This window comes from Streptomyces sp. NBC_01261 (assembly GCF_036226385.1).
In the GTDB taxonomy this organism is placed as follows: Bacteria; Actinomycetota; Actinomycetes; order Streptomycetales; family Streptomycetaceae; genus Streptomyces.
The window spans coordinates 1992589-2015224 of record NZ_CP108463.1 but is presented as its reverse complement, the minus strand read 5'-3'; the positions used below and the strand labels follow the sequence as shown (position 1 = coordinate 2015224).

General features: G+C 71.0%; 23 protein-coding genes. 17 read left to right on the top strand and 6 right to left on the bottom strand.

Features of this window, described 5'->3' with window-relative positions; all coding sequences use genetic code 11:
- Nucleotide 1 precedes the first annotated feature (1 nt).
- The 11 genes from OG226_RS08845 to OG226_RS08795 are packed head-to-tail and all read left to right on the top strand — an operon-like array spanning nucleotide 2 to nucleotide 11591.
- The gene (locus OG226_RS08845; RefSeq protein ID WP_329348518.1) at nucleotides 2-1243 is read left to right on the top strand and encodes a glycosyltransferase; all 1242 of its coding nucleotides are present in this window, start codon (nucleotides 2-4) and stop codon (nucleotides 1241-1243) included.
- Entirely contained in the window at nucleotides 1240-2490 is a 1251-nt protein-coding gene (locus OG226_RS08840; protein WP_328676165.1) for a class I SAM-dependent methyltransferase, read from the top strand. The genes OG226_RS08845 and OG226_RS08840 overlap by 4 nt, the downstream gene beginning before the upstream one ends.
- Nucleotides 2487-3281 carry a glucose-1-phosphate cytidylyltransferase gene (locus OG226_RS08835; protein WP_329348517.1) on the top strand — a complete coding sequence of 265 codons (795 nt, stop codon included), beginning with the start codon at nucleotides 2487-2489 and terminating at the stop codon, nucleotides 3279-3281. The genes OG226_RS08840 and OG226_RS08835 overlap by 4 nt, the downstream gene beginning before the upstream one ends.
- Entirely contained in the window at nucleotides 3278-3925 is a 648-nt protein-coding gene (locus OG226_RS08830) for a PIG-L deacetylase family protein (protein ID WP_328676163.1), read from the top strand. The genes OG226_RS08835 and OG226_RS08830 overlap by 4 nt, the downstream gene beginning before the upstream one ends.
- A 5-nt stretch (nucleotides 3926-3930) precedes the next feature.
- Nucleotides 3931-4956 carry an NAD-dependent epimerase/dehydratase family protein gene (locus OG226_RS08825; RefSeq protein ID WP_328686261.1) on the top strand — a complete coding sequence of 342 codons (1026 nt, stop codon included), beginning with the start codon at nucleotides 3931-3933 and terminating at the stop codon, nucleotides 4954-4956.
- Nucleotides 4944-6227, top strand: a complete 1284-nt coding sequence (locus OG226_RS08820; protein ID WP_329348516.1) for a DUF4910 domain-containing protein — start codon at nucleotides 4944-4946, stop codon at nucleotides 6225-6227. Before OG226_RS08825 ends, OG226_RS08820 begins: the two co-directional genes overlap by 13 nt.
- A complete protein-coding gene (locus tag OG226_RS08815) occupies nucleotides 6224-7531 on the top strand; it encodes a hypothetical protein (RefSeq protein ID WP_328676161.1) in 1308 nt (435 codons plus the stop codon). The genes OG226_RS08820 and OG226_RS08815 overlap by 4 nt, the downstream gene beginning before the upstream one ends.
- Nucleotides 7528-8475 (top strand): glycosyltransferase family 2 protein, encoded by a 948-nt coding sequence (locus OG226_RS08810; RefSeq protein WP_328676160.1) that lies wholly within the window; start codon nucleotides 7528-7530, stop codon nucleotides 8473-8475. Before OG226_RS08815 ends, OG226_RS08810 begins: the two co-directional genes overlap by 4 nt.
- Nucleotides 8472-9710: a polysaccharide pyruvyl transferase family protein gene (locus tag OG226_RS08805; RefSeq protein WP_328676159.1), complete on the top strand. Its 1239-nt coding sequence runs from the start codon at nucleotides 8472-8474 to the stop codon at nucleotides 9708-9710. The genes OG226_RS08810 and OG226_RS08805 overlap by 4 nt, the downstream gene beginning before the upstream one ends.
- Nucleotides 9707-10258, top strand: a complete 552-nt coding sequence (gene rfbC / locus OG226_RS08800; protein WP_328676158.1) for a dTDP-4-dehydrorhamnose 3,5-epimerase — start codon at nucleotides 9707-9709, stop codon at nucleotides 10256-10258. Before OG226_RS08805 ends, rfbC begins: the two co-directional genes overlap by 4 nt.
- A 7-nt stretch (nucleotides 10259-10265) precedes the next feature.
- Nucleotides 10266-11591, top strand: coding sequence for a glutamate-1-semialdehyde 2,1-aminomutase (locus OG226_RS08795; RefSeq protein WP_328676157.1), 1326 nt, complete (start codon nucleotides 10266-10268; stop codon nucleotides 11589-11591).
- Nucleotides 11592-11603: 12 nt separating this feature from the next.
- On the opposite strand, the gene OG226_RS08790 is transcribed toward OG226_RS08795, so the two are convergent.
- The 4 genes from OG226_RS08790 to OG226_RS08775 all read right to left on the bottom strand — a co-directional run bounded on the left by OG226_RS08790 (nucleotide 11604) and on the right by OG226_RS08775 (nucleotide 14773).
- Nucleotides 11604-12278 carry a phosphatase PAP2 family protein gene (locus tag OG226_RS08790; RefSeq protein WP_329348515.1) on the bottom strand — a complete coding sequence of 225 codons (675 nt, stop codon included), beginning with the start codon at nucleotides 12276-12278 and terminating at the stop codon, nucleotides 11604-11606.
- A gap of 289 nt (nucleotides 12279-12567) precedes the next feature.
- Complete coding sequence (locus OG226_RS08785) at nucleotides 12568-12774, bottom strand: hypothetical protein (protein ID WP_329348514.1); 207 nt, start codon at nucleotides 12772-12774, stop codon at nucleotides 12568-12570.
- A gap of 84 nt (nucleotides 12775-12858) precedes the next feature.
- Nucleotides 12859-13308: a hypothetical protein gene (locus OG226_RS08780; RefSeq protein WP_329348513.1), complete on the bottom strand. Its 450-nt coding sequence runs from the start codon at nucleotides 13306-13308 to the stop codon at nucleotides 12859-12861.
- Nucleotides 13309-13315: 7 nt separating this feature from the next.
- Nucleotides 13316-14773: an aldehyde dehydrogenase gene (locus OG226_RS08775; protein WP_329348512.1), complete on the bottom strand. Its 1458-nt coding sequence runs from the start codon at nucleotides 14771-14773 to the stop codon at nucleotides 13316-13318.
- Between the two features lie 171 nt (nucleotides 14774-14944).
- On the opposite strand from OG226_RS08775, the gene OG226_RS08770 reads away from it, so the two are divergent.
- The 6 genes from OG226_RS08770 (at nucleotide 14945) to OG226_RS08745 (ending at nucleotide 20189) form a co-directional block, all read left to right on the top strand.
- Nucleotides 14945-15433, top strand: a complete 489-nt coding sequence (locus OG226_RS08770) for a TetR/AcrR family transcriptional regulator (protein WP_328686260.1) — start codon at nucleotides 14945-14947, stop codon at nucleotides 15431-15433.
- Between the two features lie 131 nt (nucleotides 15434-15564).
- Nucleotides 15565-16650 (top strand): S-(hydroxymethyl)mycothiol dehydrogenase, encoded by a 1086-nt coding sequence (locus OG226_RS08765; RefSeq protein ID WP_328676154.1) that lies wholly within the window; start codon nucleotides 15565-15567, stop codon nucleotides 16648-16650.
- Complete coding sequence (locus OG226_RS08760; protein WP_329348511.1) at nucleotides 16650-17279, top strand: MBL fold metallo-hydrolase; 630 nt, start codon at nucleotides 16650-16652, stop codon at nucleotides 17277-17279. Before OG226_RS08765 ends, OG226_RS08760 begins: the two co-directional genes overlap by 1 nt.
- A gap of 159 nt (nucleotides 17280-17438) precedes the next feature.
- Nucleotides 17439-17801 carry a bifunctional 3-phenylpropionate/cinnamic acid dioxygenase ferredoxin subunit gene (locus tag OG226_RS08755; RefSeq protein WP_327399783.1) on the top strand — a complete coding sequence of 121 codons (363 nt, stop codon included), beginning with the start codon at nucleotides 17439-17441 and terminating at the stop codon, nucleotides 17799-17801.
- Nucleotides 17798-18967, top strand: a complete 1170-nt coding sequence (locus OG226_RS08750; RefSeq protein ID WP_329348510.1) for an NAD(P)/FAD-dependent oxidoreductase — start codon at nucleotides 17798-17800, stop codon at nucleotides 18965-18967. Before OG226_RS08755 ends, OG226_RS08750 begins: the two co-directional genes overlap by 4 nt.
- 91 nt (nucleotides 18968-19058) lie before the next feature.
- A complete protein-coding gene (locus OG226_RS08745; protein WP_329348509.1) occupies nucleotides 19059-20189 on the top strand; it encodes an aromatic ring-hydroxylating oxygenase subunit alpha in 1131 nt (376 codons plus the stop codon).
- 12 nt (nucleotides 20190-20201) lie between these two features.
- On the opposite strand, the gene OG226_RS08740 is transcribed toward OG226_RS08745, so the two are convergent.
- A complete protein-coding gene (locus tag OG226_RS08740; protein WP_328686259.1) occupies nucleotides 20202-20948 on the bottom strand; it encodes an IclR family transcriptional regulator in 747 nt (248 codons plus the stop codon).
- A gap of 233 nt (nucleotides 20949-21181) precedes the next feature.
- Nucleotides 21182-22402 (bottom strand): metallophosphoesterase, encoded by a 1221-nt coding sequence (locus OG226_RS08735; protein WP_329348508.1) that lies wholly within the window; start codon nucleotides 22400-22402, stop codon nucleotides 21182-21184.
- Nucleotides 22403-22636 lie beyond the last annotated feature (234 nt).

Genomic DNA, 22636 nt, shown 5'->3' with positions numbered 1-22636 from the left:
CATGCACGTTCTCGTGGTGCACAACCGCTACAACTCGGCGCAGCCGAGCGGGGAGAACAAGGTCGTCGACCAGGAGGTGGAGCTGCTGCGCGCGGCCGGTCACCGGGTCGAGATGTTCGAGCGGCGCAGCGACGACATCGGCGCCCGCTCCCTCCTCGGCAAGGTCGCGGTGCCGCTCCTGGTGCCGTGGAACCCGGGAGTGCGCACGGAGCTCGCAGCCAAGCTGCGCGCCGAGCGGCCGGACGTGGTGCACGTCCACAACGTCTTCCCGCTCCTGTCGCCCGCCGTGCTCGCCGCCTGCGCCGACGCAGAGGTGCCCGCCGTCGCCACGCTGCACAACTACACCCAGGTCTGCCCGCCCGGCACGCTCCAGCGGGACGGCCGACCGTGCACCGAGTGCGTCGGATCGACGCCGCTGCCCGCAGTGAGGCACGGCTGCTACCGCGACTCCCGCCTGGCGACCGTGCCGCTCGCGGTCAGCCTGTCGGTCAACCGGCGGCGCTGGTGGACCGGCGTGGAGCGCTTCCTCTGCATCTCCGCGGCGCAGCGTGACGTCCTGGTGCGCTCCGGCATGCCGGCCGAACGCCTGGCGGTGAAGCACAACTTCGTCCCGGAACCCGGCATCCGCCGGGAAGGCGGGGGAGAGCAGGTGCTCTACCTGGGCCGGCTCGCCGAGGCCAAGGGCGTACGGCTGCTCATGGCCGCGTGGGACGAGGTCGCTGCGGGCGGCGGCGCGGGCGTCCCGCTCGTGATCGCCGGCACCGGCCCGCTGGAGAAAGAGGTGACCGCGTGGGCGGCGGGCCGCGACGACGTGCGTTACGTCGGCCTGCTGGACACGGCGGAGTGCCGGAAGGCCATCGCGCGCTCGGTCGCCGTGGTGGCGCCCTCGACGTGGCTGGAGGCGTTCGGCCTGGTGGTCGTGGAGGCGATGGCGGCCGGGGTCCCGACCGTCGCAGCGGGCCACGGCGCCTTCGTCGAACTCGTCGAGGACGGCGTCACCGGGCTGCTGCACCGGCCGGGCGAGGCCGCCTCGCTCGCGTCCTGCCTACGCCGGATCGCGGCCGAGCCGGCCCGCAACCGGGAGATGGGGCAGGCGGCCCGGCGCCGCTACGAGCAGGGATTCAGCCCGGCCGTCGGCCTGGAGCGCCTGCTGGAGGAGTACCGCACCGCGATCGCGGGTCGGTCAGCACTGGCTCGTGGTGGGGACACCCGCGCGAGCAGGGGGGATGGGGACAGCAGATGACACGATGCCGACTCTGCGGCTCGGAAGCGACGACGAGCGTCGTCGATCTTGGGGCGACACCGCCGTGCGAGAGCTTTCTCGCCGCGGACCAACTGGACCGGCCGGAGCAGACGTACCCGCTGCACCTGCGGGTCTGCACCGACTGCTGGCTCGCGCAGCTCCCGCCGCTGATCACGCCGGAGGAGACGTTCAAGGAGTACGCGTACTTCTCCTCGTTCTCGACCTCCTGGGTGGAGCACGCGCGCACGTACGTCGCCGACGCCGTACAGCGTCTCGCCCTGGGCCCCGACGCCTTCGTGGTCGAGGTCGCGAGCAACGACGGGTACCTGCTGAGACATGTGGTGGACCACGGAATCCGCTGCCTCGGCATCGAACCGTCGGTGAACGTCGGCGCCGCGGCGCGTGAGGCGGGTGTGCCCACGCTCACGGAGTTCCTGAGCCCCGACACCGGCTCGGCCGTCCGCGCCGAGCACGGCCCGGCGGACCTGGTCGTGGCCAACAACGTGTACGCGCACATCCCCGACGTCGTCGGGTTCACCCAGGGGCTGCGCGCGCTGGTCGCCGACGACGGCTGGGTCTCCATCGAGGTGCAGCACCTGCTGACCCTGATCGAGGAGAACCAGTACGACACGATCTACCACGAGCACTTCCAGTACTACACGGTCGCCTCCGCGATCCGGGCCCTCGCGAGCGGCGGACTCGCCCTCGTGGACGTCGAGTTGCTGCCCACACACGGCGGCTCCATCCGGCTGTGGGCCCGGCCGGCCGAGGTGGCGGGCGAGCCGTCGCAGCGGGTGGCCGACGTGCTGGCCCGGGAGAAGGCCGCCGGCCTGCAGGAGCTGTCGGGGTACACCGAGTTCTCCGCCCGGGTGGCCAAGGTGCGCCGGGATCTGCTGCGGTTCCTCATCGAGGCGGCCGAGCGCGGCGAGACGGTCGTCGGCTACGGCGCCCCGGGCAAGGGCAACACCCTGCTCAACCACTGCGGCATCCGGTCCGACCTGCTCGCCTACACGGTCGACCGCAATCCGTACAAGCACGGCAGGTTCACCCCGGGCACCCGCATCCCGATCCTGCCGCCCGAGCAGATAGCCGCCGACAAGCCGGACTACGTCCTCGTCCTCCCGTGGAACCTGCGGGCCGAACTGGTCGAGCAGCTGTCGTTCGTGCACGAGTGGGGCGGCCGGCTGGTCTTCCCGATCCCGGAACTGAGCATTGTCGAAGGCGTTCTGAAGGAGGTCACAGCATGAAGGTCGTCCTGTTCTGCGGCGGTTACGGGATGCGCATGCGCAACGGAACCTCCGACGACGTGCCCAAGCCGATGGCGATGGTCGGACCGCGCCCGCTGATCTGGCACGTCATGCGCTACTACGCGCACTTCGGGCACACGGAGTTCATCCTCTGCCTCGGCTACGGGGCCCACCACATCAAGGACTTCTTCCTCAACTACGAGGAGACGGCGTCCAACGACTTCGTGCTGCGGGGCGGGCGCACCGAGTTGCTGTCCACCGACATCGCCGACTGGACGATCACGTTCGTGCAGACCGGCATCGAGTCCCCGATCGGGGAGCGGCTGCGCAGGGTGCGGCACCATCTGGACGGCGACGAGATGTTCCTCGCCAACTACGCGGACGTGCTCACCGACGCCCCGCTGCCCGAGATGATCGACCGGTTCGCCCAGCGCGATGCCGGCGCGTCGATGATGGTCGTACCGCCGCAGTCCTCGTTCCACTGCGTGGAGTTGGGCGAGGACGGCCTGGTGGGCGGCATCACCGCGGTGAGCGACATGCCGCTGTGGGAGAACGGCGGCTACTTCGTGCTCCGCCAGGAGGTCTTCGACCACATACCGGAGAACGGGGACCTGGTCGCCGACGGATGTGCCCAACTGGCCAAGCGCGGACGGCTGGTGGCGCACCAGCACCGCGGCTTCTGGAAGCCGACCGACACCGTGAAGGAGCGGGCCGCGCTCGACGAGGCCTACACCCGGGGCGACCGTCCGTGGGCCGTCTGGGAGCGGGACAGTGCCGGAGTCAGAACGTGATCCGGCTCGGGGCCGGCCCCCTGGAACGGATCGTCGCGGTGGGCGCGCACTGCGACGACATCGCCATCGGCGCCGGCGGCACCCTGCTGACGCTGTGCCAGTCCCGACCGGGCATCCGCGTCGACGCGCTGGTGCTCTCCGGCGGCGGGAGCGAGCGGGAGCAGGAGGAGCAGGCCGCGCTCACCGCCTTCTGCCCCGGCGCCGACCTGCGGCTGACCGTGCACAAGCTGCCGGACGGCCGGCTGCCCACGCACTGGGACGAGGCCAAGGCCGCGGTCGAGGAACTGCGCGAGCGGACCGACCCGGATCTGATCCTGGCCCCGCGTACCGATGACGCGCACCAGGACCACCGCGGCCTGGCACAGCTGATACCCACCGCGTTCCGCGACCACCTCGTGCTCGGCTACGAGATCGTCAAGTGGGACGGCGATCTCGGCCGCATGGCGGCGTACCAGCCGCTGTCGCCGGAGATCGCCGAAGAGAAGGTGCGCCTGTTGCAGGAGCACTACTCCTCGCAGCGCCACCGGCCCTGGTACGACCGGGAGGCCTTCCTCGGCCTGGCCCGGATCCGCGGCATCGAATGCCACGAGCGATACGCCGAGGCCTTCGCCGTCACCAAACTCACGCTCAACCTGGGGGGTTGAACACCTTGCGCGTACTACTGACCGGACACCAGGGCTACCTGGGCACCGTCATGGCCCCGATCCTCACCGCCGCCGGACACGAGGTCGTCGGCCTCGACTCCGGCCTGTTCGCCGACTCCGTCCTCGGCCCGCAGCCCGCCGACCCGCCCGGGGTACGGGTGGACCTGCGCGACATCACCGCCGAGCACGTGGCCGGGGTGGACGCCGTGATCCACCTGGCCGCCCTGTCCAACGACCCGCTGGGATCGCTGGCGCCGGAACTCACCTACGACATCAACCACCACGCGTCCGTACGCCTCGCGCGGCTGGCCCGCGAAGCCGGAGTGCGCCGCTTCCTGTACGCGTCGACCTGCTCCGTCTACGGCGCCTCCGGCGGCGACGGCCTGGTGACCGAGGACGCCCCGCTGCGCCCGGTGACGCCGTACGCGGAGTCGAAGGTGCGGGTCGAGGACGACCTGCACGAACTGGCCGACGACGACTTCACCCCGGTGTTCATGCGCAACGCCACCGCCTTCGGCTTCTCGCCCCGGCTGCGCGCCGACATCGTGCTGAACAACCTGGTCGGCCACGCGCTCCTGTCCGGCGAGGTCCTCGTCCTCTCCGACGGCACCCCCTGGCGGCCGCTGGTGCACGCCGCCGACATCGCCCGCGCCTTCACCGCCGCGCTGACCGCGCCGCGCGAAGCGGTGCACGACCGGGCGTTCAACATCGGCAGCGAGATCAACAACGTGACGGTCGCCGAGATCGCCGACCAGGTCGCCGAGGCGGTGGCCGGCGCCAAGGTGGTGATCACCGGGGAGAACGGTGCCGACCCGCGGTCCTACCGGGTGGACTTCTCCCGGTTCCGCGCCGCGATCCCCGGCTTCGACTGCGAGTGGACGGTGAAGCAGGGCGCGCTCGAACTCGCCGACGCCTACCGGAAGTTCGACCTGACCCGGGAGGACTTCGACCGCCGCTTCACCCGCCTCGCCGTGCTGCGCGCGGCGACCGACGCCGGCACCGTCGACGACACCCTGCGGTGGCGCCGATGACCGACACCGGCGAAGAGATGTACGGGCTGGTGGAGCGGCTGTACCCGCTCTGCCGGAGCATCACGGGCGACGGTGTGCGCGCCACCCTGGACATCGTCGGCGAGTACCTCCCGCTCCAGGTGCACGAGGTGCCGACCGGGACGCAGGTCCTCGATTGGACCGTTCCACAGGAGTGGAACATCCGGGACGCGTACATCGCCGACAGCACCGGCCGGCGGGTCGTCGACTTCGCCGCGTCCAGCCTGCACGTGCTCGGCTACAGCGTGCCGGTGGCGCGGACCATGCCCCTGTCCGAGCTGCGCGGGCACCTGCACACCCTGCCGGACCAGCCCAACTGGGTTCCGTACCGCACCAGTTACTACAAGCCGGAGTGGGGCTTCTGCCTGGCCCAGGAGACCCTGGACGCGCTGCCGGACGGCGACTACGAGGTGCGGATCGACTCCACCCTCGCCGACGGCCACCTCACCTACGCCGAGCACGTGGTCCCCGGACAGGTCGCCGACGAGGTGATCGTCTCCTGCCACACCTGCCACCCGTCACTGGCCAACGACAACCTCGCAGGCATCGCGGTGGCGACGTTCCTCGCCCGGGAGCTGGCACGGCAGACGCCGTACTACACCTACCGGTTCATCTACGCGCCCGGCACCATCGGGGCGATCACCTGGCTGGCCCGCAACGCGGAGCGGATCGAGCGGGTCAAGCACGGCCTCGTGCTTGCCTGCGCCGGGGACCCGGGACAGGTGACGTACAAGCAGAGCAGGCGCGGCGACGCGGAGATCGACCGGGTGCTGCGGCACGTGCTGGCGGCGTCCGAACGCCCGCACCAGGTCAACGAGTTCACCCCGTACGGCTACGACGAGCGGCAGTACTGCTCGCCCGGCTTCAACCTGGGCGTGGGCTCGCTCACCCGGACCCCGTACGCGGGCTACCCCGAGTACCACACCTCCGCGGACAACCTGGACTACGTCTCCCCGGAGGCGATGGCGGACACCCTCGCGGTCTGCCGCGAGGCGTTCGCCGTTCTCGACCGCAACCGGCGGTACCTCAACCTCAGCCCCTACGGCGAACCACAGCTGGGCCGGCGCGGGTTGTACGACGCGCTCGGTGGGCGCAGCGACACCAAGCAGGCCCAGATGGCCATGCTCTGGGTGCTCAACCTCTCCGACGGCGAGCACAGTCTGCTCGACGTCGCCGAGCGGTCCGGGCTGCCGTTCGACACCGTCGCCGGCGCGGCCGGCGCCCTGCACGAGGCCGGACTGATCAAGACATGACGCCGATGACCACCGACGGGGAGAATCCGCCGACGAAGGCGAGACCCGCCCGGTCCGCCAAGCGGGCCCTCGTCGGCCGACTGTCCTGGGGACTGGCCGACCAGGCGGCCTCCAGCATCAGCAACTTCGCGGTGGGCATCTACGTGGCCCGCTCGCTGGGCGTGACCGCGTTCGGTGTGTTCAGCCTCGCCTGGGTGACCTACGGCGTGGTGCTCAACGTCTCCCGCGGCCTGGCCACCGACCCGCTCGTGGTGCGCTTCAGCGCGGTGCCGGAGCCGTCCTGGCGCGCGGCGGTGGCCCGCTCGACGGGTACCGCGCTCTGCGTCGGCACGGCCCTCGGAGTGCTGTGCCTGGCGGCCGGGCTCGGCCTCGGCGGCCGGGTGGGGCCCGCGTTCGCGGCCCTCGGTCTCATGATGCCGGGGCTGCTGCTCCAGGACGCCTGGCGGTTCTCGTTCTTCGCCGCCGGCGACGGGCGCAAGGCGTTCGTCAACGACGTCGTGTGGGGCATCGCGCTCGTCCCCGCCATGGTGGTGGCGGCCCATGTGGGCACCGTGGCCGCCTTCGTGCTCGCCTGGGGCGCGTCCGCCACGGTGGCCGCGGGGTACGGCTGCGTCCAGTCCGGCATCCGGCCCCGGACGGCACAGGCCCGCGGCTGGCTGCGCGAACAGCGTGATCTCGGCTACCGGTACCTGGTCGAGAACGTGAGCCTCAGCGGCGCGAGCCAGCTCCGGGCGTACGGCCTCGGCGCGATTGTCGGGGTGAGCGCGGTGGGCGCGGTGCGCGGCGCCGAACTCCTCCTCGGCCCCTTCCTCGCCGTACTGATGGGGCTGTCCCTGGTCACCGTCCCCGAGGCGGCACGCGTGCTGCGGCAGGCCCCGCACCGACTGGGCAGGTTCTGTCTCCTGCTCGGCGGGGGACAGGCCACCGGAGCGCTGCTCTGGGGCTCGGCGCTGCTGCTGATGCCGGGCCGGCTCGGCGAGTTGGCGCTCGGCGACGTCTGGCACTCCTCCTCGCACCTCATCGTGCAGATCACCCTCAGCGTCGCGGGAGCGGGCCTCGGCACCGGAGCGGCGGCCGGACTGCGCGCGCTCGGCGCCGCCCGGCGCAGCCTGAAATGCCAGCTGTTCGCCTCCGCCTGCTACGTCGGCGGCGGACTCGGCGGGGCGGCCCTCGCCGGTACGGCCGGCTCGGCCTGGGGCGTCGCCGCCGCGACCATCAGCGGTTCGGCGGTGTGGTGGCTGCAACTGCGCTCCGCCCTGCGCGAGCGCCACCGCGATTCCATCCCCGAAGTGAGGACCTCATGACCGACCGACCGAGGCTGAGCATCGGCCTGCCCGTGTACAACGGCGAGGAGTACCTGGCCGAGTCGTTCGACGCCCTGCTCGGCCAGACCTACGAGGACTTCGAACTGGTCGTCTCCGACAACGCCTCGACCGACGGCACCGAGGACATCTGCCGCAAGTACGCCGCGCAGGACACCCGCATCCGCTACCTCCGGCTGCCCCGCAACATCGGCGCCACCCCGAACCACAACCACGTGTTCGCCGAGTCCCGCGGCGAGTTGTTCAAGTGGGCCTCGCACGACGACCTCTACGGCCGCGACCTGCTGCGCCGCTGCGTCGAAGCGCTGGACGAGCGCCCGGACGTGATCCTCGCCCACACCGACCAGGCGGTCATCGACGGCGACGGCCAGGTGACGGTGCCCTACGACTACACGCTCGCCACCGACTCCCCGCACGCCCCGGACCGCTTCCGCAGCCTGCTGTTCGAGCCGGGCGGCGACGACTTCTACGGCGTGATACGCGCCGACGTGCTGCGCCGGGTGAAACCGATGGACAGCTACCACCACGCGGACCGCACGTTCGTCGCCGAGATCACCCTGCACGGACGCTTCCACCAGGTCCCGGAACTGCTGTACTTCCGCCGCGACCACCCCACCCGCGCCGAACGCGCGAACCCCTCCAAGCGCGCCCGCTGCGTCAACCTGGACCCGCGCCGGGCCGGCGTGCTGCACCCGACGCCCCGACTGCTGGCCGAGTACGTCTGGGGCTTCGCCTCGGCGATCCGGCGGGCGCCGCTCTCCCCGGCCGACCGGCGCGCCTGCTACCGCCACCTGGCCTCCTGGATGACCAGCCGGGTCCGGCCGGGCGCCGGCGAGCGGGTCGAGGACCGCGCCCCGGTCGACCCGGCCCAGCTCACGGTCTCCGTCGACGCGCTGGTCGCCGGCCGCGAGGGGAGGCGCGCATGACGTCAGCGCCCGAACGGCCGGTGCGCGTCGGGGTGTTCGGCCTGCTCGGCTCCGGCAACCTCGGCAACGACGGGTCGCTCGAAGCCGTCCTCGGCTACCTCCGCGCCGACCACCCGGACGCGGTCGTGGACGCCTTCTGCGGCGGGCCGGAGGCTGTTACGGCCCGGTTCGGCATCCCCGCCACCCGGATGCACTGGAACCGCGCCGAGTACCGGACCGCGTCCCGCTTGGGCTCGATCGCGTCGAAGGGTCTGGGCAAGTTCGTCGACATCTTCCGCACCGCCGCCTGGGTGCGCCGCCACGACGTGGTGATCGTGCCGGGCATGGGCGTCCTGGAGGCCACCCTGCCGCTACGGCCGTGGGGCTTCCCGTACTCGCTGTTCCTGCTCTGCGCGAGCGGCCGGCTGACGCGCACCCGGGTCGCGCTGGTCAGCGTCGGCGCCGCCGAGATCCGCAACCGGCCCACCCGGGCCCTGGTCCGCCGGTCGGGGCGGCTGGCCGCCTACCGGTCGTACCGGGACGCCCAGTCCCGTGACGCGATGCGGGCGATGGGCGTGGACACCACACGCGACGAGGTCTACCCGGACCTCGCGTTCTCCCTGCCGGCACCGCCCGCGAACGCGCCCTCGGACGTGCCGGGCACGGTCTGCGTCGGCGTCATGGACTTCCACGGCGGCAACGACGACCGCGCCCGGGCCGACGAGATATACGGGCGCTACCTCGACGGGACGATCCGGTTCGTCCGCACCCTGGTCGAGGAGGGCAGGCCGGTCCGGCTGCTCACCGGCGACCGGTGCGACGCCACCGTGGTCGCCGCGATCCTCGACGCGGTCGACTCACCCCTGGTCACCGCCGCCGAACCGACCTCCCTGGCCGACCTGATGAAGGAGATGACGGCCGCCGACACCGTCGTGGCGGTCCGCTACCACAACCTGATCTGCGCGCTGAAGACCGGCACACCGGTGCTCGCCCTCAGCTATGCGGCGAAGAGCGACGCGCTCATGGACGGGATGGGCCTCGGCGCGTACTGCCACCCGGCGCGCGAGGTCGACGCCGACCGGTTGCTGGAGCAATTCCGGGCGCTGGAGAAGCGATCGGCCGAGCTGCGGCAGACCCTCGCCGAGCGGAACCTGGCCGCCGCCCGCCAACTGGAGGACCAGTTCAGCTCGTTGACCGCGGCCGTGTTCCCCGCGACCGGCCACACCCACGCCCACGCTCGGCAGGAGTCTCCATGAAAGCGACCGAAGTCCCGGAGATCGCCGGTGCGTTCCTCTTCGAGCCGACGCCGTACGCCGACGAACGCGGCTTCTTCTGCCGTACCTTCGACGCCGACGTGGTCCGCTCGGTGGGCCTCGACCCGGACGCCTTCGTCCAGGACAGCCTGTCCCGCTCGGTCCGGGGCGTGGTGCGCGGCCTGCACCTGCGATCCGGCGCGGGCGAGGCCAAGTTGGTGCGGTGCTCGTACGGGCGGATCTTCGACGTCGTCGTCGATCTGCGGCCGGATTCCCCGACCTACCGCCATTGGGTTTCCTTTGAACTCACAGGAGAATCACAACCAACTCTTTACATTCCCGCGGGATGCGCGCACGGTTTTCAGGCACTGACCGACACCGCCGACACCTCGTACCGGATCGACCGCCCGCACGATCCGACCGAGGACGTGACCATCGCCTTCGACGACCCGGAGCTCGCCATTCCCTGGCCGCTGCCGGCTGCACTGATGTCCCAACGGGACCGAGAGGCGCCGAGCCTCGCCGAGGTCCTGAAGCACAGAGAAAGATGAGGTCCCCGTGGACACCGAAGTGCTTGACCTGCCCCTGTCGCGGACAGCCAACGAGCGGCTGCACGCCATGATCCCCGGGGGCGCTCACACCTACGCCAAGGGCGACGACCAGTACCCCGAGAACCTGGCCCCGGTCATCAGCCACGGCAGCGGTGCCCACGTGTGGGACGTAGACGGCAACCGCTACATCGAGTACGGCTCCGGCCTGCGGTCGGTCAGCCTCGGTCACGCCCACCCGCGCGTGATCGAGGCGGTGCGGCGGGAACTCGACCGCGGCAGCAACTTCGTCCGGCCGTCCATCGTGGAGGTCGAGGCCGCGGAACGCTTCCTGGCCACGGTGCCGACCGCCGAGATGGTGAAGTTCGCGAAGAACGGCTCCGACGCCACCTCCGCCGCGGTACGCCTCGCCCGCGCCGCCACCGGCCGCACGCGGGTGGCCCTCTGCTCCGACCACCCGTTCTTCTCCGTCGACGACTGGTTCATCGGCACCACACCGATGTCCGCCGGCATCCCGGCGGCGACCACCGAGCTCATCGCGTCCTTCCCCTACGGCGACCTGGCCGCCACGGAGGAGATGCTCAACCGGTACCCGGACCAGATCGCCTGCCTGATCCTCGAACCCGCCACCCACACCGAACCGCCGCCCGGATACCTCGCCGGCCTGCGCGAGCTGGCCGACCGGTACGGCTGCGTACTGATCTTCGACGAGATGATCACCGGCTTCCGCTGGTCCGAGGCGGGCGCCCAGGGCCTGTACGGCGTCGTCCCCGACCTCTCCACGTTCGGCAAGGCGCTGGGCAACGGATTCGCCGTCTCCGCGCTGGCCGGGCGCCGCGATCTGATGGAGCGGGGCGGGCTGCGTCACTCCGGCGACCGGGTGTTCCTGCTGTCCACCACGCACGGTGCGGAGACGCACTCCCTGGCAGCGGCGATGGCCGTGCAGACCACGTACGTCGAAGAGGGTGTCACCGCGCGGCTGCACGCCCTGGGCGAGCGGTTGGCCGCCGGTGTCCGCGAGGTCGCGGCCGGCATGGGCGTCGGCGAGCACGTCGTCGTCCGGGGCCGGGCCAGCAACCTGGTCTTCGCCACCCTCGACGAGAACGGCCAGCCGTCGCAGCAGTACCGCACCCTGTTCCTGCGCCGGCTCCTCGCGGGCGGAGTGCTGGCCCCCTCCTTCGTGGTGAGCAGCGCACTCGACGACGAGGACATCGACCGCACCGTCGACGTGGTGGCCGACGCGTGTGCGGTGTACCGGAAGGCGCTGGACGCCGCCGACCCCACCCCCTGGCTGGCCGGGCGACCCGTGAAGCCCGTGTTCCGCCGCTCGGCCTGACGGGACGAGACGTCAGCGGCGTTCCCGGCGACCGGCGTCGGCCATCCGGTCGGCGATCCGGTCGACCAGCCACGCGGTCGCCGGAACCACCGCCAGCGCGGTGCACCAGCCGCCGAGGACGTCGGTCGCGTAGTGCGCGCCGAGGGCGACCTCGGCCCAGCCCATGGCGGCGCCGGCCGCCAGCCCCGCCGCGAGCACGAGTGACGTACCGGCCGTCCTGCCGAGGCCGAGCCGGTCCGTCGCGAACAGCGCCGCCATGAGGGCGAGCGCGGTGGCGAAGGCGGTGTGCCCACTCGGGTAGGACAGGTTGCCGGGGCCGTGGATGGTGCGTCCCACCAGATGCTTGATGAGCGTGGTCGCCCCCACGGTCGTACCGACGCCGACCACGACCAGCACCGCCGCGCGAGGACGCCGAAGCAGCAGACAGCCCACCACGCCGGCCACGATCAGCATCGCCGACCCCGCGGGTTCCCCCAGGAAGTCCAGGGCCAGGGCGACATGGCGCCACGGCGGCCCCACACTGTCCGCCGTCGGCGCGATGATCCAGCGGTCCACCGTGCCGGGTTCGCTGTGGCCGGAGTACAGGACCCCGAGCGCGCCGACCACCAGCGCGGCGAGGACCGCGACCAGCCCGAGCCACGGACGCAGCGACGGCGGCAGCACCGACGGCGCGGGCCGGCCGGTCACACGTCCACCGCGTCCGGTCGAACCGGGGGTAGAGCTCTTGCTCCGCTGCCGCCCGCCGTGATCCAACCCGAGCCCCCGTCGTGTCGTGAGCCGTCAACCCTAGCCGCAATCCGGGATGGTCTACGGGTTCGACCTGATCCGTGGCGAGATCGGCACGGTGACCGCACCTGACGGTCTGCCCCTGTGGGTGCGCGCGGAGGACGACCTCGCCGTGGCGAGTCCGGACGTGCCGCGCGCGATGGCCACGACGTTTGCCGACGCGCTCATGCGCGTTCGGGGGCGTGGGTGGTCACGCGTCGGCGCGGGCCGTGGTGAGTTGGGTCCGGTACAGGCGTGGGAACAGCACCGCGTACAGCACCGCCCCGACGCTGGGTCCGACCAGCGCGGACAGGTCGGCTCCGCCCAGTGCGGTGGCGAGGGGGCCCTGGAAGTCCGTGGAGTTGACGCACAGGAGCGCGGCGGCCGTGCCGAGGACCTGCGCGGTGACGCCGGCCATGTTGCACACCCCCGTGGTACCGGTAGGCGCTGGTGGGGGTCTCGTCGTGCAGGCCGGGGCCGCGGTAGCGATTCCGCCGCAGGATCAGGTCGACGACGCTGATGGCCAGGCCAGGCCAGGCCAGGCCAGGCCCGGGCCGAGGGCGACGACGGTGAGTTCGAGGACCTGGCTGAGGACGTCGATGAAGTCGGTCACGAACAGGGCGTACGCGGTGATGGCGGCGCCGTCGACACCGTCGAGCAGGACGACGGCCCAGCGTGTCGCTGTGCCGACGGCGACGCCGAGTCGGTCGAGCAGGGCGAAGCCGGCGAGTGCGCCCATGGCGAGGTTGACGGCCTCGTACGCCACGCAGACCGACCAGTTCGTGATCACGGTCGACACGCGGTTGCCGCGGATGCCGAAGACGGCGCGGGTCAGCACGCTGGAGGGGGTACCGGAGACGGGTCCGCCGAGGGCGAGGATCCCGTTGAACGCCCAGAACAGGTTGCCCAGGACGACGACGAGCGGCCGGGTGCGGGTTGAAACCGCATACATCGATGGCTTATGAAACGGCCGGGGTGAGGGTGACGGTCTTGTACTCCACGTACTGCGCGAGCCCGACCGCCCCGTACTCGCGGCCGATTCCGCTGGCCTTGTAGCCGCCGAAGGGACCGTCGAACGCGATGGGCGCCCCGTTCACGGTGACCGTGCCGGTGCGCAGCCGGCGGGCGACGGCGAGCGCGCGGGCCTGGTCGGCGGACCACACCCCGCCCGAGAGGCCGTACTCCGAGTCGTTGGCGATCCGGACGGCGTCGTCCTCGTCGTCGTAGGGGATGACGACGAGGACCGGTCCAAAGATCTCCTCCTGCGCGATCCGCATCGAGTTGTCCACGTCGGCGAAGACGGTCGGGGTGACGTAGTTGCCGCCTTCGAGGCCGGGCGGGACCTGGGGGCCGCCGGTGACGAGGCGGGCGCCTTCCTTGATGCCGAGCTCGATGTAGTCGCGTACGCGCTGCTGCTGGTCGGGGCGGACCATCGGGCCGATGAACGTGTCGGGGTCGTTCGGGTCGCCGACCTTGAGCGACTCGACGAGGTTCTTGAGGGCGGTGACGACCTCGTCGTAGCGGCTGCGCGGTGCGAGGACGCGGGTCTGTGCGATGCAGGCCTCGCCGTTGTTCATCAGGGACGCGAACTTCAGTCCCTGTACTGCCTGTTGGACGTCGGCGTCGTCCAGAATGATGGCGGCCGACTTGCCGCCCAACTCCAGGCTGACCCGCTTCAGTTGCTCGCCCGCGATGGACGCGATCCGGCGGCCGGCCCCCGTCGAGCCGGTGAACGCGATCTTGTCCACGTCGGGGTGCGACACCAGGTACTCGCTGGTCTCGCGGTCGGCGGGAAGGACGCTGATCACGCCCTCGGGCAGATTGGACCGTTCCAGCAGTTCGGCGAGGAGGCCCATGCTCAGCGAGTTCTCGGGGGACACCTTGAGGACGACCGTGTTCCCGGCCAGCAGCGCGGGGATGACCTTGGCCAGGGCCGCGGAGAACGGGGAGTTCCACGGGATGACGGCGGCCACGACACCGATGGGCTCGCGGCGCAGCACGCTCCGGGTGGGGGAGCCGGGGTCGGACGGCGTCAGGGTCTCCTCCCAGCCGAGTTCCTCGGCGGCCTTGAGGTAGGCGCCCGCCTGTCGGCCGAGCCCCGGTTGCCCGGCCAGCGTGAACCAGCCGGCCGAACCGTTCTCCGCCGAGATCAGCGCCGCGATCTTCTCGGCGTCGGCCTCGCGCAGCGCGTTCAGTCGTCGGATCACGGCGATGCGTTCCGCGGGTGTTGTGCGCGGCCAGGGGCCCTCGTCGAAGGCGGCGCGGGCGGCGGCAATGGACCGGTCCACGTCGGCGGGGCGGGCCTGCGCGGCGCGGCCGATCACCGTGCGGTCGTGCGGCGACCGGATGTCGAGGAGTTCGGGGCTGCTCGGTGCGGTCCACGAACCCGCGATGAAGAGGCGGTCGTAGGTGATCATGTGCTCTCTCCCGGGGAGTTCAAGGGGGGGGTCATTCTCAGTAACTGTCACTTCAATGTAGCACTTACCCATTGCACCGCCCCAGTCGTGTGGTGATAGCGGGCTACACTTCACCGTGTGAGAGCCGACGCCGTGCGCAACCTCGAAGCCGTCCTGACGACCGGAGCGCGCATGCTCGCCGCCGATCCGGGCGCGAGCATCGCCGCCATCGCCGCCGAGGCCGGTGTGGACCGGCGGACCGTCTACCGGCGGTTCGCCTCCCGCGAGGAACTGCTGGCTGCCATCTACGAGGCCCGGGTCGAGGCGATCGAGCGGGCCGTCGAGGACTCCCGGCTCCGCGAGGCTCCCGTCGCCGTCGCCCTGCACCGGTACGTCGAGGGGATCATCGGCGTCAATCGCAAGTGGCCCGTGGAACTGACCCGGATGAAGGCCGACGAGACGATCCGCGGGAGGCGTGACGCCGTGATCCGCGAGGTTGACACCTTCCTGGAACGGTCCATCGACGAGGGGCTGCTGCGCGCGGACACCCCTACCGCATGGGCGAGTTCACTGCTGCCGCAGCTCATGCACCTGGCCTCGCGGCAGCTGCCCGAACTCGCCGATGCCCAGGCCGCCGACATGGTCGTCGACACCTTTCTACGGGGGCTCGGCGGCCGGTGATGCCGGCGGTGTGCGCCGACCCGAATCCTTGACCCCCGTTCTGCCCTCCATGATGCTGTGTTGCGACACGCGCGAAGCGTGCCGTAATGAGCAACGTTCTGCTCAGGTCCAGTACCAGCGGAGGAGTGGTCATGACGCATCAGGTCCGTGCTGTCGTCGCGCGAGGCAAGGGTGCCCCCGTCAGCCTGGAGACGATCGTCGTCCCCGATCCCGGGCCGGGCGAGGCGCTGGTGAAGGTCGAGGCGTGCGGGGTCTGCCACACCGATCTGCACTATCGCGAGGGCGGTATCAACGACGACTTCCCGTTCCTGCTCGGGCACGAGGCCGCGGGCGTCGTGGAGTCGGTGGGGGAGGGTGTCACCGATGTGGCCCCCGGCGACTTCGTGATCCTCAACTGGCGTGCCGTGTGCGGGAATTGCCGTGCCTGTCGGCGCGGACGGCCGCAGTACTGCTTCAACACCCACAACGCCAAGCAGAAGATGACCCTGCTCGACGGCACCGAACTCTCACCCGCCCTCGGCATCGGAGCCTTCGCCGAGAAGACCCTGGTCGCGGCGGGCCAGTGCACCAAGGTCGACCGGGCCGCATCGGCTGCCGCCGCCGGGCTGCTGGGCTGTGGCGTGATGGCCGGCATCGGCGCCGCCATCAACACCGGCAACGTCGGGCGCGGTGACACGGTCGCGGTCATCGGGTGTGGTGGCGTCGGCGACGCGGCGATCGCCGGGTCCCGGCTCGCGGGTGCGGCGCGGATCATCGCCGTGGACATCGACGACCGCAAGCTGGAGAAGGCCCGCTCCATGGGGGCCACGCACACGGTCAACTCCAAGGCCAACGACCCGGTCGAGGCGATCCGCGAGCTGACCGGTGGCTTCGGTGCCGATGTCGTCATCGAGGCGGTCGGCCGCCCGGAGACGTACAAACAGGCCTTCTACGCCCGCGACTTGGCGGGTACGGTCGTCCTCGTCGGTGTCCCGACCCCGGAGATGAAGCTCGAACTCCCGTTGCTGGACGTCTTCGGACGCGGTGGTTCGCTCAAGTCGTCGTGGTACGGCGACTGCCTGCCCTCCCGCGACTTCCCGATGCTCATCGACCTCTATCTCCAGGAGCGGCTGGATCTGGACGCGTTCGTCACCGAGACCATCGCGCTGGAGGACGTCGAGCAGGCCTTCGAGCGGATGCACGGCGGCGATGTGCTGCGTTCGGTGGTGGTGCTGTGATGGGCGCCCGCATCGAACACCTCGTCACCTCGGGGCAGTTCAGCCTCGACGGCGGTACCTGGGACGTCGACAACAACGTCTGGATCGTCGGTGACGACACCGAGGTCGTCGTCATCGACGCCGCGCACGACGCCGACGCCATCGCGAAGGCGGTCGGCGACCGTCGACTCGTCGCCGTCATCTGCACCCACGCCCACAACGACCACATCGACGCGGCGCCCGACCTCGCCGATCGCACCGGCGCTCCGATACTGCTCCACGCCGACGACCTGCCGCTGTGGAAGCAGACCCACCCGGACCGGGCACCCGACGGTGAACTGGTGCACGGACAGGTCGTGGTGGTGGCGGGGTTCGAGGTGACCGTGCTGCACACGCCCGGGCACGCGCCCGGAGCCGTCTGCCTGTATGTGTCCGCGCTGAACGCCCTCCTCAGCGGGGACACGCTCTTCGCGGGCGGGCCGGGGGCCACGGGGCGGTCGTACTCCCACTTCCCGACCATCGTTGCCTCGATCCGGGACCGGCTACTCGGTCTGCCGGGGGACACCGTCGTATACACCGGACACGGGGACACGACGACCGTCGGCGCCGAGGCCCCGCATCTTCAGGAGTGGATCGACCGCGGGTTCTGAGCCCTGTCCGGTGTTGCTGATGGCGCGCTATGTTGCGTGAAAAGCAACACTGGGTAAGGGGTTCGCGTGGCCTCTGAATACCTTGACAACGGTTTGGGGCCGCCCTCAAACTGACGTTGCGCTTACCGCAATCCGTTTCGCTATACGCACCGAGGTGTCATGATGATTCCCGCGTGCCTTCTCGTGGATCTGCCGCGAGGCGAGGCCTACCGGCTCGACATCGATCCGCCGGTTTCGGTGTTCCACACCGACGACGGCGAGGTCTTCGCCATCGACGACACGTGCACCCACCAGGACGCCTCGCTCGCGGACGGCTGGCTGGAGGGCCGCGAGGTGGAATGCCCGCTGCACGCTTCGAAGTTCGACCTGCGGACGGGTGCCGTGGACGCCCCGCCGGCCAAGCGCCCGGTGCGTACCCACGAGGTTCTGGTGCAGGACGGCATGATCTACGTCGTGCCGTCCACGGATGCCCCGAACCTGCCGCCCTGCGTCGCGGCCCGGCTCGCCGGAGGCCCCGCGTGAGGACCGTGGCCGTGGTGGGCGCCTCGCTGGCCGGGCTGTCGGCGGCGCGCTCGCTGCGGAAGCAGGGCTTCGACGGACGGCTCGTCGTCATCGGGGACGAACCCCATCGCCCGTACGACAGACCGCCGTTGTCCAAGGAGTTCCTCGCCGGGACCGTGACCGAGGACGATCTCCTGCTGGAGATGGACGACGAGGACCTGCGGGCCGAGTGGCTGCTCGGCGCCCGTGCCGTCGGGCTCCAAGTCGACGGCGTGGACCGGGTGTTGCGCCTCGACGACGGGCGGGAGGTGCGGGCCGACGGCGTCGTCGTGGCGACCGGCGCGGCGGCGCGGAACCTGCCCGGCACGGACGGACTGACCGGCGTGCACACCCTGCGCACCCTGGACGACGCCCGCGCCCTGCGCGACGAACTGGCCCTGGGCGGACGGCTGGTGGTGATCGGCGGCGGGTTCATCGGCGCCGAGGTCGCCTCCACGGCGTACGCCCTCGGACTCGACGTGACGGTGATCGAAGCGGCACCGACCCCCCTCGCGGGACCGCTCGGCGAGACCATGGGTGGGATCGTCTCCGCCCTCCACGAGGCCCACGGCGTAAGGCTGTTGTGCGGTGTCGGGGTCAAAGGGCTGAGCGGGGAGGCCCGCGTCGACGCCGTGCTGCTGGAGGACGGGCGAACTGTCCCCGCCGACATGGTCGTTGTCGGTGTCGGCGCGCGGCCCTGCGTCGAGTGGCTGGAGGGTTCGGGGGTCGAGCTCGACAACGGCGTCAAGTGCGGTGCCGACGGCCGGACCAGCCTCGCCGGGGTGGTCGCCGTAGGAGACTGTGCCAACTGGTATGACCCGCGGGCGGGTTCGCACCGGCGGGTCGAGCACTGGACCGGGGCGCGGGAGCGGCCCGAGGCGGCCGTGGCCGCGTTGCTGTCGTGGGGTGCGGTGGAGGCGGGGGCGTCGAGGCCGCCGTACTTCTGGTCGGACCAGTACGGCGTGAAGATCCAGTTCGCCGGTCACGCGGCCGGTGCCGACAGTGTGACCGTCGAGGAGGGCGCCACCGGCGACCGCAGTTTCCTCGCCGTCTACCGGTGTGCCGGGCAGCCGGTCGCCGTGCTCGCGATGAACCAGCCGCGGCTGTTCATGCGGTGGCGCAAACAGCTTGCCGCCACGGCGAGTTGACCCGTAAGCACACCGTTCGACCAACACCGTCCGGAGTCGCTCTTCCCGGCGCGTGCATGACCGACCCACGACGTTCTCGGAGGAGCGCACTGTGACCTCGACCAGCCTGCCGGACAGCCTGATCGCCACCCTGCCCGGCTCCTCCTACACGGACCCGGACATCTTCGCCCAGGAACAGGAGCGCGTCTTCGAGACGATGTGGTTCTGCACGGTGCGCGCCTCCGACCTGGCCAAACCGGGCGCCTTCCGGACCGTCGACGTGGGCCGCGAGAGCATCCTCATCACCCGCGCCCGCGACAACTCGATCCGCGCCTACTTCAACGTCTGCCGGCACCGCGGCGCGAAGCTCTGCACCGAGGAGACCGGCGAGGTCAAACGCGCCTTCCAATGCCCGTACCACGCCTGGACGTACGACCTGAACGGCAAGCTCGTCGCGGCGCCCAACCTGACGAAGATGCCCGACGTCGGGCGCACCGAGTTCGGCCTGGTGAGCGTCGCCGTCCGCGAATGGCTCGGCTATGTGTGGGTCAACCTGGCGGAGAATCCACCGTCGTTCGACGAGGACGTCATCAGCGAGGTCGTCACCCGCCTCGGCGACGTGGAGTCCCTCGACCACTACGACATCGACCACCTCTCGGTGGGCCGGCGCATCGTCTACGACGTCAAGGCCAACTGGAAGCTCATCATCGAGAACTTCATGGAGTGCTACCACTGCGCCACGATCCACCCCGAACTCACCGAGGTACTACCGGAGTTCGCCGACGGCTACGCCGCGCAGTACTACGTCGGCCACGGCGCCGAGTTCGGCGAGGAGGTCCAGGGATTCACCGTCGACGGCTCGGAGGGCCTCGACCGCATCCCCGGGGTGAGCGACGACCAGGACCGCCGCTACTACGCGATCACCATCAAGCCGCAGGTGTTCATCAACCTCGTCCCCGACCATGTGATCTTCCACCGGATGTACCCGGTGGCCGTCGACCGCACGATCGTCGAGTGCGACTGGCTCTATCTCCCGCACGTCGTGGAGAGCGGCAAGGACGTCAGCCGGTCCGTGGAACTCTTCGACCGGGTCAACCGCCAGGACTTCGAGGCGTGCGAGCGCACGCAGCCCGGGATGAGTTCCCGGATGTACGCCAAGGGCGGGGTGCTGGTGCCGAGCGAGCACCACATTGGAGCGTTCCACGACTGGGTGAACGAGCGCCTGGGGATCAACCAGGGCTGAGCCAAGGGGGTTTCAGCCCAGGTAACCCATGCGGTGGCTGATCTCCTCGGCGCCCTTGACCAGGACCGGGGCGAGTTCGTGCAGGCGCTCCTCGGTGAACCGGTACGCCGGTCCCGAGGCGCTGACCGCCGCGATGACCTCGCCGTCGCGGTTGCGCACCGGGGCGGCCGCGGCGTGCAGGCCGAGCTCCAACTCCTCCAGCGTCCAGGCGTATCCGCGCTCCCGGGCCTCGGCGAGGTTCTTCTCCAGCTTCGTCTTCGAGGTGATGGTGTGCGGGGTCACCTTCTTCAGTCCGGCCTCCGCCAACAGCGCGGTGCGCTCCTTGGCGGGCAGGTGGGCCAGCAGGGCCTTGCCGCTGGAGGTGGCGTGCAACGGGGTGAGTTCTCCTACCCAGTTGTGCGCGGTGACGGCGCCGGGGCCGCGGACCTCGTACAGGTTGATCGCGTACTGCTCCTGCATGACGGCGATGTTGACGGTCTCGCCGATCTCCTCGGCGAGCCGCTCGCAGACCGGGCGGCCCTGCTGCGTGATGTCGATGCGCCCGGTGACCGCGCCGGCCAGCCGCACGATCCCGAACCCGAGCCGGTACTTGCCGCGTTCGCCCGCCTGCTCCACCAACCCGCGTGCCTCCAGCGCCCCGAGCAGGCGGAACGCGGTCGACTTGTGAACCTCGATCTCGCCGGCCACCTCACTGACACCGGCCTCGCCACGCTGGGCCAGGATCTCCAGCACGCTGATGGCACGGTCCACGGACTGCACCCCGCCGGACTGCGAACCTGTCGTTTCAGTATCTGGACTGTAGTTGCTCACAGCGAAACTATACGCGTAGTGCGGTACAACCTGTTTACGATGCGGACCCTGATCAGGTCTTTTCGCCTGGTAGCCGCCGGTTCACGCGACGGCGGCATACCGCTTCCACCTGCGGGTTCCCGGGAGTTCCGGAGAGTCTGTGCACAGGTTGTGCCCACGCGGACGCCCAGGCCCGGCCGGTGCTACGGCGAGGTGGGCGGGTGCGGGGAGCGGAGCACGAGCAGGGTGATCTCGCTGGGGGCGAAGACGCGGAACGGCGGGCCCCAGAAGCCGGTGCCGCGGCTGGTGTAGAGGAGGGTGCGGGTGCCGTGCCGGCTCAGGCCGGCGAGGGCGGGCTGGTCGATGCGGACCAGGTGGTGGAAGGGCCAGATCTGACCGCCGTGGGTGTGGCCGGAGAGCTGGAGGTCGATGCCGGCGGCTGCCGCCCGGTCGACGAACTTGGGCTGGTGGGCCAGGAGCAGGACAGGCAGATCGGGGTCGGCGCCGTTCAGGGCTCCGTCGAGGTGCGCACCGTGGCCCGCGAGGCCGGAGGACTCGGCCGTGACGTCGTCCACGCCGGCGACCACGAGGGTGTCGCCGCCGCGTTCGAGCAGCAGATGGCGGTTGCGCAGCGGCTCCCAGCCCAGCTCGCCCATCAGGTCGACCCAGCCCTGGGCCTCGCTGTAGTACTCGTGGTTGCCGGTGACGTACACCCGGGCCCGGGTGGCGCGCACGGTACCGAGCGGGACGGCCTGGGCGCGACGGCGTTCGGCCGTGCCGTCCGCGATGTCGCCGGTGTGGCAGACCAGGTCGGCCTCCAGGGTGTTCACCGTCTCGCACACCCGCTCCGACCAGCGGGCGCGGTCGAGCGGGCCGTAGTGGGTGTCGGTGATGAGGGCGACGCGGGTGCCGTCCAACCCGGCGCCCAGCCGCGGGAGTTGGACGTCGAGGCGGCGCACGCGCGGCACGCGGCGGGCTTCGGCGTACCCCCAGACGAGCAGTACGGCGGCCGTGCCGAGGATCGCCCAGGTGACGATCCGGGCCCGGTCCTGGCCGTCGCCGAGACCGGCCACGGTCAGGGCGAGCCGCAGCAGGATGCTGAGCAGTACGGACCAGGTGAACAGCACCCAACTGCCGCCCAGCAGGGTGTCACCGACGATCGCCGCCCGGTCCTGCTGACGCCGGCCGTGGCCGCGCCCCATCGCGAGCGGCATGGCGACGAGGCCGAGGACGAACAGGACGGTGCCGGCCAACGCGACGGGCAGCGGCCAGTGTTGCCCGGTGAACAGGAGCACCCAGCAGGGCACGGCCCACAGCAGGACGGGGGCGATCAGGGGGAGGTAGCGCATCAGGCGTTGCAGTCGGCTCCGCCGCGGAGCCCGCACTTCACCGTCGGCGGGGCGGGTGTTGTCGGTGTCGGTCACGCTTCCCCTATCTGACCGGGCTGCCGTCTCGCGCACTGTATCCGGTCGTCCACGGGCCGACCGGACGGGCGGTCAGGGGTACGGGTCGGTAGGGCGAGGGGTTCTCCGCGGGACGGCGGGATTTCGCCGTGGACACCTTCGCGGCCCGGTCCGTCGCCCGTGCCGGCAGACGGCAGACGGCAGACGGCGGATGCGGTGGTGGGCGGTCGGCGGTCGGCGGAGCACAGATCCCCC